The organism is Burkholderia sp. BKH01 (assembly GCF_025685725.1).
Taxonomy (GTDB): Bacteria; Pseudomonadota; Gammaproteobacteria; order Burkholderiales; family Burkholderiaceae; genus Burkholderia; species Burkholderia pyrrocinia_C.
This window is the reverse complement of the sequence record NZ_JAOTQT010000019.1, coordinates 68159-83886: the sequence shown is the minus strand read 5'-3', so window position 1 is coordinate 83886 and position 15728 is coordinate 68159. Positions and strand designations below refer to the sequence as shown.

The 15728-nt window shown below is 64.5% G+C and carries 14 protein-coding genes; 2 read left to right on the top strand and 12 right to left on the bottom strand.

From position 1 onward, the window contains the following. Positions 1-109 precede the first annotated feature (109 nt). A complete protein-coding gene (locus OEJ37_RS24530) occupies positions 110-499 on the bottom strand; it encodes a hypothetical protein (RefSeq protein ID WP_263346373.1) in 390 nt (129 codons plus the stop codon). Beyond that, entirely contained in the window at positions 500-1288 is a 789-nt protein-coding gene (locus OEJ37_RS24525) for a tyrosine-type recombinase/integrase (protein WP_263346370.1), read from the bottom strand. A 475-nt stretch (positions 1289-1763) separates the two neighbouring features. Between OEJ37_RS24525 and OEJ37_RS24520 the strand changes: the two genes are divergently transcribed. Continuing rightward, positions 1764-2198 (top strand): hypothetical protein, encoded by a 435-nt coding sequence (locus OEJ37_RS24520; protein WP_263346367.1) that lies wholly within the window; start codon positions 1764-1766, stop codon positions 2196-2198. 89 nt (positions 2199-2287) lie between these two features. Here the strand turns inward: OEJ37_RS24520 and ppx are convergent, their stop codons facing one another. Next, positions 2288-3802 carry an exopolyphosphatase gene (gene ppx, locus OEJ37_RS24515; RefSeq protein WP_175918809.1) on the bottom strand — a complete coding sequence of 505 codons (1515 nt, stop codon included), beginning with the start codon at positions 3800-3802 and terminating at the stop codon, positions 2288-2290. 279 nt (positions 3803-4081) lie between these two features. Between ppx and ppk1 the strand changes: the two genes are divergently transcribed. Beyond that, on the top strand, positions 4082-6145 hold the full coding sequence (gene ppk1, locus OEJ37_RS24510; RefSeq protein ID WP_263346364.1) for a polyphosphate kinase 1: 2064 nt from the start codon (positions 4082-4084) through the stop codon (positions 6143-6145). Between the two features lie 126 nt (positions 6146-6271). Here the strand turns inward: ppk1 and phoR are convergent, their stop codons facing one another. The 9 genes from phoR to folP all read right to left on the bottom strand — a co-directional run bounded on the left by phoR (position 6272) and on the right by folP (position 15707). Beyond that, positions 6272-7591, bottom strand: a complete 1320-nt coding sequence (gene phoR / locus OEJ37_RS24505; RefSeq protein WP_152855215.1) for a phosphate regulon sensor histidine kinase PhoR — start codon at positions 7589-7591, stop codon at positions 6272-6274. A gap of 57 nt (positions 7592-7648) precedes the next feature. Beyond that, a complete protein-coding gene (gene phoB, locus OEJ37_RS24500; RefSeq protein WP_027787869.1) occupies positions 7649-8350 on the bottom strand; it encodes a phosphate regulon transcriptional regulator PhoB in 702 nt (233 codons plus the stop codon). 32 nt (positions 8351-8382) lie between these two features. After that, entirely contained in the window at positions 8383-9087 is a 705-nt protein-coding gene (gene phoU / locus OEJ37_RS24495) for a phosphate signaling complex protein PhoU (protein WP_174419107.1), read from the bottom strand. 18 nt (positions 9088-9105) lie between these two features. Continuing rightward, positions 9106-9954, bottom strand: coding sequence for a phosphate ABC transporter ATP-binding protein PstB (gene pstB / locus OEJ37_RS24490; RefSeq protein ID WP_174419106.1), 849 nt, complete (start codon positions 9952-9954; stop codon positions 9106-9108). 15 nt (positions 9955-9969) lie between these two features. After that, positions 9970-10863, bottom strand: a complete 894-nt coding sequence (gene pstA / locus OEJ37_RS24485; protein ID WP_034183283.1) for a phosphate ABC transporter permease PstA — start codon at positions 10861-10863, stop codon at positions 9970-9972. Continuing rightward, positions 10860-11846 carry a phosphate ABC transporter permease PstC gene (gene pstC / locus OEJ37_RS24480; RefSeq protein ID WP_174419104.1) on the bottom strand — a complete coding sequence of 329 codons (987 nt, stop codon included), beginning with the start codon at positions 11844-11846 and terminating at the stop codon, positions 10860-10862. Before pstC ends, pstA begins: the two co-directional genes overlap by 4 nt. Positions 11847-11940: 94 nt before the next feature. Further along, a complete protein-coding gene (gene pstS / locus OEJ37_RS24475; RefSeq protein WP_072435863.1) occupies positions 11941-12975 on the bottom strand; it encodes a phosphate ABC transporter substrate-binding protein PstS in 1035 nt (344 codons plus the stop codon). Between the two features lie 454 nt (positions 12976-13429). Next, on the bottom strand, positions 13430-14785 hold the full coding sequence (gene glmM, locus OEJ37_RS24470; protein ID WP_175918810.1) for a phosphoglucosamine mutase: 1356 nt from the start codon (positions 14783-14785) through the stop codon (positions 13430-13432). A gap of 28 nt (positions 14786-14813) precedes the next feature. Next, entirely contained in the window at positions 14814-15707 is an 894-nt protein-coding gene (gene folP, locus OEJ37_RS24465; protein ID WP_411859285.1) for a dihydropteroate synthase, read from the bottom strand. Between the last annotated feature and the right edge of the window lie 21 nt (positions 15708-15728).

The following is a 15728-nucleotide window of genomic DNA, read 5'->3' as shown; positions in this document are numbered from 1 at the left end:
CGCTCTCACGGGAACGGCTTCCCCGCTATATCGCCGCAATTTTAGCGACGTCGACAGGTCATGAGAATGTACCTTGGTCGAGAAAACCACAATATGGTCTGACAAAAATTCATACCCCATCTCTCAGGCGGTCGGGTTTGACGTGGCCAGGACCATCGGGAATTTTGCTTCCCAACAAATTCCGTTCGGTTTTATTGGGCGACTGGAAGCGCAGCCAGCAAATGTTTCTTCTCATCCCCGCCTGCCACGACCCCATCGTGCGACGTAGGTCGTGCAGCCGAAGATCGGCAATGCCGGCCTTATCGAGAATGATCTTCCACGCCTTCTTCGGCGAAACAAGATGCCCCACCTCGCCGGAGCCCGGAAACACGAACGGAGAGTCTCCTCGATCTTTATCCCGCGCTCGCAGAATAGCCACCACATCCGGAACCAGCGGAACACTTTGCGGCGTTCCATTTTTCGTATCCGGGATACGCCACTCCGCTCGCTCGAGGTTCACCTAATCCCAACGCATCGCGACAACATTCCCCCTGCGCGCACCGGTCAGCAGGCTTACCAGGATATAGTCCCGCACCGTGGCATTCGGATACGCCAACACCTCTTCGAAGAACTTCGGCAGCTCGTCCGGCTGCAGGAAGCGATCCCGGCTGACTTCGCTATGTTTGCGGATACCGTGGCATGGGTTGACCCGGCTCCAGATTCCCCATTCGATCGCCTTGCCAAAGATACTGCTGACAAGCGCAAGCACCCGGTTCGCCATCACCTTGTGATCCTTGCTGATCTTGGTGAACAGTTGAGCAACCGTCGCCTTCGTGATCTCCGATAGCTGCCGCGACGCGAGGTTGATACCGTCCCCATTACTGGAAAGGTATTTCTCGAATTTCTGCTTGTCTTCCGCTGCCGTCTTTTTGTGCGGGACGCTGTGATTCTCGTAGTACTGGTCAAACAGCTCGCCAAAAGTCATCTCCGCGCGGCGGGCACGCTTCAACTCGGCTGGATTCGTCCCACGGGCGATGTCTGCGATCGGGGTCAGAGCTTGCGTCCTCGCCTTATCCACCGTCAGATCGGGATAGCGCCCAATCTTGATCCGCTCCGGCTTACGATTGACTTTCCGATAGAGAATGAACGTCTTGACGCTGCTCGGGCCGATGCCGATCGCTAGACCGCTCACCTTCGTGTCGTAGTAATACTTCCAGCCCTTTTCTGGCATCGGCAACGCTTCGATCGCCGCTTTCGTAAAATTCAGGGCGTCCTTGCCCGCCCGCCGCTTTTTCTCGCTATCGCTCATCGTTGCTATCATTTTGCTACTACGTGTAGCGTTGTGAGTCGGTACACAAAATCGCAATGAGCTTAAATTCCACATCAAATCAATGGCTTATAATTTTCATCGATCGCCAACGACGTTGAAAATAGCAGGGGCACCCGATTTGGGATCAGAGGGTCGTAGGTTCGAATCCTATCGCTCCGACCAAAGGAATCAAGGGGTTACGGTTAACACCGTAATCCCTTTTTCCGTTTCTGGATCCTTGAACCGGTCGTGCGGATTCCCGGCTCACGGAAGTCCGGTTCATAGCAGGGATCAATTGGGCGTCCAGGCGACAACGCGTCGGCCTCTGCCGTATCCCGGCGCTCACGGCGCATCGCCTCAACTATGGCGCGGCAGATCGCGACCGCAAGCCAGGCTACCGACGACGCACACAGCAGCCCGCGCACGGCACTTCCGGGAACACGCGATAATGCGCGTGAACAACCCGCATCTGCGCATGAAAAACAACATTCTCAAGATCGCCCTCTGCGCATCGCTGCTCGCGCTCGCGACCACCGGCACCGCGTCCGCGAAGGCGCTCGACGACGCGCTCGACTGTCATTCGACCGGCCACAAGTTCGTCGCGCCGCTGCTTGCCGCCGGCGACATCCAGTCGGAGCCGATGCACGTCGAATCGAACTCGGTCAACGCGTTCCGCACGAACCGCTCGCTGACGGCGTACGGCTTCGGTGTCTATGTCGTACTCGGTTACCAGGCGAACGACCCGATCTTCCGTCCGGGCGACGGCACGCCGATCGGCGAATGGGCCTACGGCGTCGTGGTGCGCGGCACGAAGAGCGCGGTGGAGGAAGCCGTGCGCAAGGCCGGCAGCGACGCGACCGTCAAGCAGGCGTTCCCGTTCCTGACCGCGATCGTCTGCTCGTCGGATTGAGCGGGCGTCAGAACGATCATGCGGCACGCCTGAGGGCCGCAACCGCACGCCCCCGCCCGAGAGCCCGTCCGGGCCCCGCTATCGGCCTGTTACGCGCCGGTATACACCACGCGATACGGGATACCGACCTTCTCCCACTCGGCAGCCTCCTGGCTGAGACTGTAGTCGGTCAACGGGTTCTGCTCGACCCACGCGCTCGGCAGGCGCACTTCATACCCGCCCTTCTTCATCTGCGAAACGGAAATGTCGGGCAACCCCGCATCGGTCCGGCGCCGGCACAGCAGTGCCGCGAGCCGCAGGCAGAACAGCAGCGGCCACTCGACGTCGCGCGCCTGCGACAGCTTGCCGAGCTTGCCCGCGTGACCGAGCACGAGCGCGGCGAGCCGCGCCTGGTCGGTGCGCGAAAAACCCGGCATGTCCGCGTTGCTCGCGATATAGGCCGAATGCTTGTGATAGGAGCTGTGCGAGATCGACAGGCCGATCTCGTGCAACGCGGCCGCCCAGCCGAGGAACATCCGGCCTTCCTCGCGCGCTTCGTCGTCGGCTTCGTCGAGTTCGTCGTAGAGACGCGCCGCGAGCGTGCCGATCCGCTCGGCCTGCGCACGATCGACGCCGTAGCGACGAGTAAAGCCCTCGACGGTCACCGCACGCATGTCTTCGTGTTGCGTGCGGCCGAGCAGGTCGTACAACACGCCGAGACGCAGCGCACCGTCGGTCGTATCGACATAATCGACGCCGAGCTCCTCGAACACCGCGAGCATGATCGCGAGGCCGCCCGCGAGCACCGGCACGCGGTCGGGCTTCAGCGCGACCAGCTTCAGCCGGTTGACGTTCTCCGACTTGATCAGCGCGCGCTTCAGGCGCTCGAGGCCGCCGCGCGAAATACCGTGCGCGACGCCCGGATCGTTGAAGCCGTTCGCCTCGACGAGCTCCGCGAGCGCGCGCGCGGTGCCTGACGAACCGATCGCCTGATCCCACCCGGCCTTCTTGTATTCGCTCGAAATGATCTGGATCTCGCGCTTGGCCGCGAGTTCGGCTTGCCGCATCGTGTATTCGTCGACGTTGCCGGCCGGAAAGAAGGCACGGCTGTGGCTCACGCAGCCGATATAGAGGCTCTCCATCACGATCGGCGTGTAGTGCGAGCCGATGATGAATTCGGTCGAGCCGCCGCCGATGTCGACGACGAGCCGCTTGCCGGCGCTCGCCGGCACCGAGTGCGCGGCGCCCGCATAGATCAGCCGCGCTTCTTCGCGGCCCGCGATCACCTCGATCGGGAAACCGAGCGCCGCTTCGGCCTCGCCGAGAAATTCGGCCGCGTTCTTCGCGACGCGCAGCGTGTTGGTCGCCACCGCGCGCACATGATCGGGATGGAAATCGCGCAGGCGCTCGCCGAACCGCTTGAGCGCCTCCCAGCCACGCTCCTGCGACGCGCGATCGAGCATCTTGTCGCTCGACAGGCCGGCGGCCAGCCGAACGGGCTCGCGCAGCGCGTCGACGGGATAGATCTGGCTGCCTGCCGGCGTTTCCTCGACGCGACCGACGATCAGCCGGAAGCTGTTCGAGCCGAGATCCACGGCAGCCAGCAAGTGGGGGGTCGTTACCATCAGATTGGGGCTCCGTGCGCGTTCGCCCACGGCAGCCGGTCCGGCAACACGGGGCAGTCAATCAAAGGCGACATTTTAAGCGTGGAACGCTTGCCATTGCCACGCTTCACGGGCATGCACACCGCTCGCGTGTATATGGCCGAAACATTTATGCGACGAATCGGTTACAGCGTAGAATTTGCCGATATAAATACATTCTCGTCATCAGCACGTCATCGTACCGTGAGAGTTTCCGAGCGTCCTTTCGAATCATCGCCTGAATCATCCCCTACTCTGCCGATGTCCGTCCGCTACCCGCTTCTCAATCGTGAACTCGGCATCCTCGGTTTCAACGAGCGCGTGCTGGCCCAGGCAGCCGATCCGCAGGTTCCGTTGCTCGAGCGCCTTCGCTTCATCTGCATCACCAGCAGCAACCTCGACGAATTCTTCGAAGTCCGGATGGCCGGCCTTCAGGAGCAGATTCGCGACAACCCCGGCGCGCTGACGCCCGACGGCATGTCGTTACAGCATGCTTACGATCTCGTCGTCGAACGCGCGCAACGGCTCGTCCATCGACAGTACACGATGTTGCACGAAACCGTGCTGCCCGCGCTCGAACAGGAAGGCATCTACTTCCATGCGACCGACTCGTGGAACGACGAGCAGCTCGAATGGGCGCGACACTACTTCCTCGATGAACTGCTGCCCGTGCTGACGCCGATCGGCCTCGATCCGGCCCACCCGTTCCCGCGCGTGCTGAACAAGAGCCTGAACTTCGTCGTAGAGCTCGAAGGCCGCGACGCGTTCGGCCGGCAGGCCGTGATGGGCATCGTGCAGGCGCCGCGCGCGCTGCCGCGCGTCGTGCGCATGCCGCACGCGCTGTCGGGCTTCGAGCACGGCTTCGTGCTGTTGAGCTCGTTCATGCAACGCTTTGTCGGCGAACTCTTCCCGCAACTCGTCGTGAAGAGCTGCAACCAGTTCCGCATCACGCGCAACAGCGAGCTGTTCGTCGACGAGGACGAAATCACGAACCTGCGCGTCGCGCTGCAGGGCGAACTGCCCGCGCGCCACCTAGGCAACGCGGTGCGCCTCGAGGTGTCGGCCGACACGCCGACGCACATCGTGCGGCGCCTGCTCGAGGAAAGCGAACTCGGCGACAAGGATTGCTATCGCGTGACCGGGTCGGTGAACCTCGTGCGCCTGATGCAGATTCCCGATCTCGTCGACCGCCCCGATCTGAAATTCGCACCGTTCACCGCATCGACCCCGGCCGCGATCGCGAACGCGCCGACGATGTTCGATGCGATCGACGACGGCGACATCCTGCTGCACCACCCGTACGAGAGCTTCCAGCCCGTGCTCGAACTGCTGCAGCAGGCCGCGAAGGATCCGAGCGTCGTCGCGATCAAGCAGACGATCTACCGCACCGGCACCGATTCACCGCTGATGGACGCGCTGATGGAAGCTGCGCGCAACGGCAAGGAAGTGACCGTCGTCGTCGAGCTGCTCGCGCGCTTCGACGAGGAAACCAACATCAACTGGGCGTCGCAGCTCGAAGCCGTCGGCGCGCACGTCGTGTACGGCGTGGTCGGCCACAAGTGCCACGCGAAGATGATGCTGATCGTGCGGCGCGTCGTGCAGGCCGGCAAGGCGACGCTGCGCCGCTACGTGCACCTCGGCACCGGCAACTACCACCCGCGCACGGCGCGCCTCTACACCGACTTCGGGCTGATGACGGCCGACCAGAAGATCTGCGAGGACGTCCATCACGTATTCCAGCAACTGACCGGGATCGGCGGCGAACTCACGCTGCACGAGCTGTGGCAGTCGCCGTTCACGCTGCATCCGCGCATCGTCGAATCGATCCGTGCGGAGATCGACAATGCGCGTGCCGGCAAGCGCACCCGCATCGTCGCGAAAATGAATGCGCTGCTGGAGCCGACGGTGATCGCCGCGCTGTACGAAGCGTCGCAGGCCGGCGTGAAGGTCGACCTGATCGTGCGCGGCGTCTGCGCGCTGCAGCCCGGCGTGCCGGGTTTGTCGGAAAACATCACGGTGCGCTCGATCGTCGGCCGCTTCCTCGAGCACCACCGGATCTACTATTTCCACGCGGGCGGCGCCGAGGACGTCTATCTGTCGAGCGCCGACTGGATGGACCGCAACCTGTTCCGCCGCGTCGAGGTCGCGTTCCCGATCCGCGAGCGCAAGCTCAAGCGGCGCGTGATCGCCGAAGGCCTATCGGTGTGCCTCGGCGACAACCAGTCGGCCTGGCAGATGCTCAGCGACGGTCACTACCGCCGGCGCCGCGCAGGCAAGACGATCCGCAACGCGCAACTCGGGCTGCTCGCGAAATTCTGCTCGTGATCCCGCGGCGCGGCGCGAGTCGCGCACCGCTCGACCAATAAAAAAGCGCAGCTCACACACGAGCTGCGCTTTTTTATTACCTGACGCGCCACCGCCCGCCGAACGAGCGATGGAAGCGTTACGCGATCATGCCTCGTACGCGGCCGGCCGGATCGCGATGATGCGCGAGCCCGGGAACCGCGCGGTGAACGTGCTGCCGCGCCCTTCCTCGCTTTGCACGTACAGGTGCGCGTCGTGCCGCTGCAGCACGTGCTTGACGATCGCGAGCCCGAGCCCCGTGCCGCCCGTATCGCGCGAGCGGCTGCGGTCGACGCGATAGAAGCGCTCGGTCAGCCGCGGCAGGTCCGCGGCCGGAATGCCGAAGCCGCTGTCCGTGACGGAAAACACGCCCTGCGCGCCTTCGCGGCGCCACGACACGACGATCTTGCCGCCGTCCGGCGTATAGCGGATCGCGTTCGTGACGAGATTGGCGAACGCGCTGAACAACTCCGTCTGCGCGCCCGTGACGCCGAGCGTCTCGTCGATCGAGAACGCGATGTCGTGATGCCCGTTCGACAGCGTCTGCGCGTCCTCCTTCAGATGGTCGAACACGGCACGCATGTCGATCGCGCGATCGACCGGCGGCTTGCTCTCGCCTTCCAGCTTCGCGAGCACCAGCAGGTCGGTGACGATGTGCCGCATCCGCGACGCCTGCTGCTCCATCATCTCGAGATAACGCGTGCGGTCTTCCTCGTTCAGCGGCAGCTCGCGCATCGTCTCGAGGAAACCCGACAACACGGTGAGCGGCGTCTTCAATTCATGCGACACGTTCGCGACGAAGTCGCGCCGCATCGCGTCGGTACGCTCGAGCTCGGTGATGTCCTGCGTGAGCAGCAGCTTGCGGTTCTCGCCGTACGGAAACACCTGCACGGCCAGCACGTTCTGCCGCGCACCGCCCATGCCGCGCATCACGAGCGTCTCGTCGTAATGCTGCGCGTTCAGGTAACGGACGAAATCGGGATGGCGCACCAGGTTGGTAACGTGCTGGCGCAGGTCGCGCTTCGCATCGAGGCCGAAATGGACCTCTGCAATCGCGTTGCACCACTCGATCTGGTCGTGGTCGTCGAGCATCGCGACGCCGTTCGGCGACGCCTGGATCGCCTGGATGAAGCGCGAATGCTGCTGCTCGACCTGCCGCACCTGCGCATGCCACTGCTTCGCGAGCTTGTGCAGACGGTAGTAGATCTCGCCCCAGATGCCCGGCGCGCTCGGCACTTCACCGTAGACCGGCGCATCGAGCAACCGCCACAGACGCTGCGTATGGAAGGTGCTGAAAAAGCCCTGCGCGATCAGCATCACGGCCACGAACACGAGGCCCGCGGTCGGGCCGGCAAAGACGCCGACCAATACGCCGATCAACACGAGCAGCACGAGCGACACGAGAAAGCGCGCCCAGATGATGTTCATGATTCAGCGTCCGAAAGAATGAACGGCATGCCGTGGCACACGGCATGCCCGGATACGTTACGCGTGCTTGGCGAGCCGGTACCCGCTGCCGCGCACGGTCTCGATCATCGCATCGCAGCCGGCCGGTTTCAAGGCCGCGCGCAATCGTTTGATGTGCACGTCGACGGTTCGCTCTTCGACGAACACGTGGTCGCCCCACACCTGGTCGAGCAGTTGCGTGCGGCTGTGCACGCGCTCCGGATGCGTCATGAAGAAATGCAGCAGGCGGAACTCGGTCGGGCCGAGATCGAGCTTGATCTCGCTGCCTTCCGCATGCGCGGCGACGCGATGCGTGGCCGGGTCGAGGCGCAGCCCGTTGATCGACACGACGTCCTCGGTCAGCTGCGGCGCGCGACGGCGCAGCACGGCCTTGATGCGCGCCATCAACTCCTTCGGCGAGAACGGCTTCGTCACGTAGTCGTCCGCGCCGATCTCGAGGCCGAGCACCTTGTCCTGCTCGTCGCCGCGCGCGGTCAGCATGATGATCGGGATGTGTTTGGTCCGTTCGTTGTTGCGCAGGTCGCGCGCGAACGCGATACCGGACTTGCCCGGCAGCATCCAGTCGAGCAGCACGAGATCGGGCAGCACGTCGCTGATCAGGTTCTGCGCCTGTTCGGCGTTGTACGCGCGGATCGGGCAGTGACCGGCGTGCTGGAGATTCACCGAGATCAGTTCGGAAATCGCGGGCTCATCTTCAACGACGAGAATGTTGCTGGGCATCGGCACCTCTTTTCTTCCTGTACGTTGTCGCGTTAACTGTTGGCTTCGCGGTCGAGCGTGTCGCGCGGCTGGTGCCGCACGTCCGTGCCCTTCACGATGTAGATGATGAATTCGGCGATGTTCTTCGCGTGGTCGCCGATCCGTTCGATCGCCTTCGCGATGAACAGGTAATCGAGGCCGACCGAGATCGTGCGCGGATCTTCCTGCATGTACGACACGAGCTTGCGCACGAACGCGCGGAATTCCATGTCGATTTCCTTGTCGTCCTTGACGATCTGCGCAGCGGCCACCGTATCGAGGCGCGCAAACGCGTCGAGCGCGCGGCGCAGGATCGTCACGGCCATCTCGCCCGACACCTTGATCTCGGCGATGTTGACCGCGCGCGCGGCCGGCTCGTCGACCAGGCGGCGCACGCGCTTCGCGATCTTCTCGGCCTCGTCGCCGGCGCGCTCGAGGTTCGTAATCGTTTTCGAAATCGACATCAAAAGACGCAGGTCGCGCGCGGCAGGCTGCCTCCGCGCGATGATGTTGCCGCATTCCTGGTCGATGTCGACTTCCATCGCGTTCAGCGTTTCCTCGGCCGTGATCACCTTCTCGGCCGCATCGCGATCGAATTCGTTGAGTGCGCGCATCGCGCCGACGATCTGCGACTCGACGAGCCCGCCCATTTCCAGCACTTTCGACGACACGGCATTCAGGTCCGCGTCGAACTGGCTCGACAGATGTTTATCCGACATGGCTGTTGTTCTCCGTCATCAGCCGAAGCGGCCGGTGATGTAGTCTTCCGTTTCCTTGCGCACCGGCTTGATGAAGATCTTCTCGGTTTCACCGAACTCGATCAGCTCGCCCAGGTACATGTAGGCCGTGTAATCCGAGCAGCGTGCGGCCTGCTGCATGTTGTGCGTGACGATCACGACCGTGTAGTCGCTCTTCAGCTCCGCGATCAGTTCCTCGATGCGGCCCGTCGAGATCGGGTCGAGCGCCGAGCACGGCTCGTCGAGCAGCAGCACTTCCGGACGGATCGCGATGCCGCGCGCGATGCAAAGACGCTGCTGCTGGCCGCCCGAAAGACCGTAGCCGCTCTGGCCCAGCTTGTCCTTCACTTCGTTCCACAGCGCGGCCTTCGTGAGCGCCCACTCGACGCGGTCGTCCATTTCCGAGCGCGTGAGCTTTTCGAACATCTTCACGCCGAACGCGATGTTGTCGTAGATCGACATCGGGAACGGGGTCGGCTTCTGGAACACCATGCCGATGCGCGCGCGCAGCAGCGAGATGTCGCGCTTCGTCGTCAGCAGGTTCTCGCCGTCCATCAGGATTTCTCCTTCGGCGCGCTGCTCCGGATAGAGCGCGAACATCTTGTTGAACGTGCGCAGCAGCGTCGACTTGCCGCAACCCGACGGGCCGATGAACGCCGTCACCTTCCCTTCGGGAATGCGCAGGTTGATGTTCTTCAGCGCATGGAACTTGCTGTAGAAGAAGTTGAGGTTGTTGACCTCGATCTTCGCGTTCAGCGGCGCGAGCGGGCGATCGTTCGCCGCGTCGTGCGTGCCGACGGGCGCTGCGGTGCGCGCGACGGGATTCAGGTGGCTCTCTGCCATATTCATCGGATTGCTCCGCCGTTACTTTTTCGAGAAGACCGAGCGCGCCAGGATGTTGAGTCCGAGCACCCCGAGCGTAATCAGGAACACGCCCGCCCATGCGAGCGACTGCCATTCCGCGAACGGGCTCATCGCGAACTTGTAGATCGTCACGGGCAGGTTCGCCATCGGCTGGCTCATGTCCCACGAGAAGAACTGGTTCGACAGCGCGGTGAACAGCAGCGGCGCCGTTTCGCCGGCGATCCGCGCGACCGCGAGCAGCACGCCCGTGATGATGCCGCCCACCGAGGCGCGCAGTGTGATCTTCAGCACCATTCGCCACTTCGGCGTGCCGAGCGCGAAGGCTGCTTCGCGCAGCGCGTTCGGCACGAGCTTCAGCATGTTCTCGGTCGTGCGGATCACGATCGGGATCTGCAGCAGCGCGAGCGCGATCACGCCGGCCCACCCCGAGAAGCGCCCCGACTTCGCGACGACCAGCGCGTACACAAACAGGCCGATGACGATCGACGGCGCGGACAGCAGGATGTCGTTGATGAAGCGGATCGTGCTCGCCAGCAGGTTCTTCTGGCCGTATTCGGCGAGATAGACGCCCGCGAGGATGCCGATCGGCGTGCCGACCAGCGTGCCGAAACCGCACAGCAGCAGGCTGCCGACGATCGCGTTCGCGAGACCGCCGCCTTCTGTGTTCGGTGCCGGCGTCGATTCGGTGAACAGTTGCAGCGACAGGCCGCCGATACCGAGGTGCAGCGTCGTGTACAGGATCCACACGAGCCACAGCAGGCCGAACGCCATGGCGCCGAGCGATGCGGCGAGCGCGATCGCGTTGATGGCCTTGCGCTTGCGCTGCAGGCGCTCGCGCATCGCTTCGAGCACGGCGCCGTCCGGCCCCGGGAAATTCATGATGGGCTCGCTCATTTCTTGCCCTCTCCCTTCTCGAGACGCAGCAGCAGCAGTTTGGAGATGGACAGCACGATGAACGTGATCACGAACAGGATCAGGCCCAGTTCCATCAGCGCGGACGTATGCAGACCCGGTTGCGCTTCCGCGAATTCGTTTGCGAGCGCCGACGTGATGCTGTTGCCCGGCGCGAACAGCGACACGCTGTCGAGCAGGTTCGTGTTGCCGATCACGAACGTCACGGCCATCGTTTCGCCGAGTGCGCGGCCGAGGCCGAGCATCACGCCGCCGATCACGCCGGTCTTCGTATAGGGCAGCACGACCTTCCACATCACTTCCCAGGTCGTGCAGCCGATCCCGTACGCCGATTCCTTCAGCAGCACGGGCGTGACCTCGAACACGTCACGCATCACCGATGCGATGTACGGGATGATCATGATCGCGAGAATCACGCCGGCCGCGAGGATGCCGATGCCGATCGGCGGGCCGGACGTCAGCGGCCCGAGCACCCACACGTCCTTGAGCAGGCGGCCGAGCGGCTTCTGGAAGTATTCGGCGAAGATCGGCGCGAACACGAGCAGCCCCCACATGCCGTACACGATCGACGGAATCGCGGCGAGCAGCTCGATCGCGATGCCGAGCGGACGGCGCAGCCACACGGGCGACAGCTCGGTGAGGAACAGTGCGATGCCGAAGCTGACGGGCACCGCGATGACGAGCGCAATGACCGACGTCACGATCGTGCCGTAGATCGGCACGAGTGCGCCGTAGATGTCCGAGTTGGGATCCCACTCGGATTGCCACAGGAAGCCGAGGCCGAACTTCTGGATGGTCGGCATCGACGCAATGATCAGGGAAACGATGATCCCGCCCAGCAGCAGCAGGGTCACGATCGCGGCGAGCCGTGCGAGGCCGCCGAACACAACGTCCCCGAGACGGCTCGGCGCGCGTTGCGATGCACCGTCGGCGGACCGTGAGGACGTATAGGAAATCTCAGACATGGTTGCCTGCTTTTGAGTGCCGGGCGCCGTGACGCCCGGCTTTACCGCACACACTGCCCGACCGGCGCGGCCGGGCAGTGAACCGCTGCATTGCTTACTCGGCGGCGACCGGCTTGCCCGACGCGTCCGTCACCTTCGTCTTCCACTGCTTGCGGATTTCCGTCTCGACCGTCGCCGGCAGCGAGATGTAATCGAGGCTGTCGGCTGCCTTCTCGCCGTTCTTGAACGCCCAGCTGAAGAACTTCAGCGTTTCCGCGCCCTGCTCCGGCTTGTCCTGCTTCGCGTGCAGCAGCACGAACGTCGCGCCGACGACCGGCCATGCGTCCTTGCCCGGCTGGTTCGTCAGGATCTGGTAGAACGACTTCGACCAGTTCGCACCGGCAGCAGCGGCCTTGAACGTTTCCGTCTTCGGCTCGACCACCGTGCCCGTCGAGTTCTTCAGCGCGGTGTAGGTCATGTTGTTCTTCTTCGCGTACGCCCACTCGACGTAGCCGATCGCGCCCGGCAGGCGCTGCACGAAGGCCGCAACGCCGTCGTTGCCCTTGCCGCCCGTGCCCGTCGGCCAGTTGACCGTCGTGCCTTCGCCGATCTTCGACTTCCACTCGTCGTTGACCTTCGACAGGTAGTTCGTCCAGATGAAGCTCGTGCCCGAGCCGTCAGCACGGCGAACGACGGCGATGTCCGTATCCGGCAGCTTGACCTTCGGGTTCAGCGCGGCGATCGCCGGATCGTTCCACTTCTTGATCTTGCCGAGGTAGATGTCGCCGAGCACCGGGCCCGACAGCGTCAGTTCACCGGCCTTCACGCCCGGCACGTTGACGACCGGCACCACGCCGCCGACCACCGTCGGGAACTGGAACAAGCCTTCCTTCGCGAGCTCTTCATCCTTCAGCGGAGCGTCCGAACCGGCAAAATCGACCGTCTTTGCATTGATCTGCTTCAGGCCGCCCGACGAACCGATACCCTGGTAGTTGACCTTCGCGCCGCCGGACTGCTGGTAGTCGGCAGCCCATTTCGTATAGATCGGCATCGCGAACGTGCTGCCTGCGCCCGTGATGTCGGCAGCTTGCGCGGCAACGGCGAAAAGCGCGCCAGCCAGGCCGGCAATCGCGGTTTGCATCAATTTCATGAGACCTCCAGTGTGTGAGCGGATGACTACGGCACCGCGAAGGTTAGGGGCTCCTCATGACGGTAATGTGACAATCGATGAAACTGGCGTGACAGTAACATGACTGGTTGAAAGGGAGTATCGGGTGCGGCGCGGGCGGCGCCTGGGCGGCACCGGAACGGCGATGGCGGCAAAAATTGCCTGCTAGGCGAGGACGGGGCGAACACCCGTTTTTCAGGTACGCCGGCGGATCGTAGCGCAGCGTCGGCGGCACGGGAAGCCCCTGTCCGCTGCGGGTCAAATATCAGGGGTCGGAAGAAAACTTCTGTCCGGCAATGCGTTGGTCGACGCGACACACTATAGGTAGCGCAAACCTTTGCGTCTGACGAAATTGCGGCGCCCCGAAGCCGCCGGATACCGATTCACCGGAGAACCGGCGCGCGGACGGCAGGCCGCCCCGCGCCGATATCGTGCGTCAGGTCGTCGCCGCGCGCACCGCGTCGGCGATCGTCTCCGCATGGCGGACCGCATCGGCCGCCTGCTGCGCTTCGACCATCACGCGCAGCACGGGCTCGGTGCCCGATGCGCGGATCAGCACGCGGCCGCTGCCGGCGAGCGCGGCTTCGGCTGCGTCGATCGCGGCGCGGATCGACGTGCTGCCCTTCCAGTCGGCGCCCGGCTTCATCCGCACGTTGATCAGCTTCTGCGGAAACAGCGTGACGCCATCGAGCATCTGCGCGAGCGTTCGGCCGCTGCGCTTCAGTGCGGCCAGAACCAGCAGCGCCGACACGATGCCATCGCCGGTCGAATGCCGGTCGAGCGACAGAATATGGCCCGAGCCTTCCGCGCCGAGCTGCCAGCCGTGCTCGCGCAACTGCTCGAGCACATAGCGGTCGCCGACCGCCGCGCGGACGAACTTCACGCCCTCGCGCTGCAGCGCGACTTCGACGGCGAGGTTCGTCATCAGCGTGCCGACCGCACCTTCGACCTTGCCGTCGGTCGCGATCCGGTCCTTCACGAGCACGTAGAGGAGCTCGTCGCCGTTGTACAGGCGGCCGGTCGAATCGACGACCTGCAGGCGGTCCGCATCGCCGTCGAGCGCAATGCCGAGATCGGCGTGGTTCGCCCGCACCGCGCGCACCAGTGCGTCGGGCGCGGTTGCGCCGACGCCGTCGTTGATGTTGAAGCCGTTCGGCGCGACGCCGATCGGGATCACGTCCGCGCCGAGCTCGTGGAACACGTGCGGCGCGACCTGGTACGCGGCACCGTGCGCGCAATCGACCACGAGCTTCAGCCCGCGCAGGTTGAACGCGGCCGGGAACGTGCTCTTGCAGAACTCGATGTAGCGGCCGGCCGCGTCGTCGAGGCGGCGCGCCTTGCCGAGGCCGTCGGACGACGCGCACTCGAGCGGCTTGTCGAGCCACGCTTCGATCGCGGCTTCGGTGTCGTCGGGCAGCTTGTTGCCGTCAGCGGAGAAAAACTTGATCCCGTTGTCGTGATACGGGTTGTGCGACGCGCTGATCACGACGCCGGCCGACAGGCGCAGCGCACGCGTCAGATACGCGACACCCGGCGTCGGCATCGGGCCGGCCAGCATCACGTCGACCCCGGCCGCCGAGAAGCCGGCCTCGAGCGCGGCTTCGAGCATGTAGCCCGACACGCGCGTGTCCTTGCCGATCAGCACGGTCGGACGCGAGCCTGCCGCGACGTCGGCCGAGCTGGCCAGCACCTTGCCGGCTGCATAACCGAGGCGCAATACGAAATCCGGCGTGATGGGCGCCTCGCCCACCGTGCCGCGAATGCCGTCCGTGCCGAAATATCGACGTCCCATAGCGAATCTTCCTCCTTCGTCTTCTGACTTATCGTTGCCGCGCGGCTTCGCGCACGGCATTCCAGACTTTCAGCGCATCGACCGTCGCCGCGACGTCGTGCACGCGCACGATCGCCGCACCGCGCTCGACCGCGCACAACGCGGCCGCCACGCTCGCCGCGACGCGCTCCATCGGCGGTTTGCCGCCGATCACCGCGCCGAGCATCGACTTGCGCGACATGCCCGCGAGGATCGGATAAGCACGCCCGTCGGGCCGCGCGGGCGCCGTCTCCGGCAACGCGGCCAGCAGCGCATAGTTGTCGTCGACGACCGCCTTGCCGAACCCGAAGCCGGGATCCACGCAGATCCGCTCCGGCGCAATGCCCGCGTCGCGCAGCGCCTGCGCGCGCGCGGCGAGAAAATCGCGCACGTCGGTCACGACGTCGCCGTAGTCCGGCTCGCCGACCTGCATCGTCTGCGGCTCGCCGAGCATGTGCATCGCGCACAGCCCGCAGTTGCCGTCGCGCACCGCGTCGATCGCGCCCGGCTGGCGGAACCCCCAGATATCGTTGATCAGGTCCGCGCCGGCGGCCAGCGCCGCGCGCATCACGGCCGGCTTGTAGGTGTCGATCGACAGCGGCACGTTCAGCGGCCGCAGCGCCTCGACGAGCGGAATCACGCGCGCGAGCTCCTCGTCGAGCGGTACGGGCGGCGCGCCGGGGCGCGTCGATTCGCCGCCGATATCGAGGAGGTCCGCGCCTTCGGCGATCATGCGCTCGGCCTGGTGCAGCGCATCGTCACGCGCGAGGAAGCGGCCACCGTCGGAGAACGAATCGGGCGTGGCGTTGAGAATGCCCATCACGAGCGGGCGCTCGAACGTCAGTGCGAAGCGGCCGCACTGGAGCGGCGCGGGAATGGATGGAGTGACAGCGGAATCGGACACGAGCGACTGGCGTGGTTGAAT

What these genes read in the sequence shown, in the direction of transcription:
- phoR (WP_152855215.1), bottom strand. Translation starts at nt 7,591, where the DNA reads ATGAACATCATCTGGGCGCGCTTTCTCGTGTCGCTCGTGCTGCTCGTG.
- pstC (WP_174419104.1), bottom strand. Translation starts at nt 11,846, where the DNA reads ATGTCTGAGATTTCCTATACGTCCTCACGGTCCGCCGACGGTGCATCG.
- ppk1 (WP_263346364.1), top strand. Translation starts at nt 4,082, where the DNA reads ATGTCCGTCCGCTACCCGCTTCTCAATCGTGAACTCGGCATCCTCGGT.
- pstA (WP_034183283.1), bottom strand. Translation starts at nt 10,863, where the DNA reads ATGAGCGAGCCCATCATGAATTTCCCGGGGCCGGACGGCGCCGTGCTC.
- pstB (WP_174419106.1), bottom strand. Translation starts at nt 9,954, where the DNA reads ATGAATATGGCAGAGAGCCACCTGAATCCCGTCGCGCGCACCGCAGCG.
- OEJ37_RS24520 (WP_263346367.1), top strand. Translation starts at nt 1,764, where the DNA reads ATGAAAAACAACATTCTCAAGATCGCCCTCTGCGCATCGCTGCTCGCG.
- pstS (WP_072435863.1), bottom strand. Translation starts at nt 12,975, where the DNA reads ATGAAATTGATGCAAACCGCGATTGCCGGCCTGGCTGGCGCGCTTTTC.
- glmM (WP_175918810.1), bottom strand. Translation starts at nt 14,785, where the DNA reads ATGGGACGTCGATATTTCGGCACGGACGGCATTCGCGGCACGGTGGGC.
- phoU (WP_174419107.1), bottom strand. Translation starts at nt 9,087, where the DNA reads ATGTCGGATAAACATCTGTCGAGCCAGTTCGACGCGGACCTGAATGCC.
- ppx (WP_175918809.1), bottom strand. Translation starts at nt 3,802, where the DNA reads ATGGTAACGACCCCCCACTTGCTGGCTGCCGTGGATCTCGGCTCGAAC.
- OEJ37_RS24525 (WP_263346370.1), bottom strand. Translation starts at nt 1,288, where the DNA reads ATGAGCGATAGCGAGAAAAAGCGGCGGGCGGGCAAGGACGCCCTGAAT.
- phoB (WP_027787869.1), bottom strand. Translation starts at nt 8,350, where the DNA reads ATGCCCAGCAACATTCTCGTCGTTGAAGATGAGCCCGCGATTTCCGAA.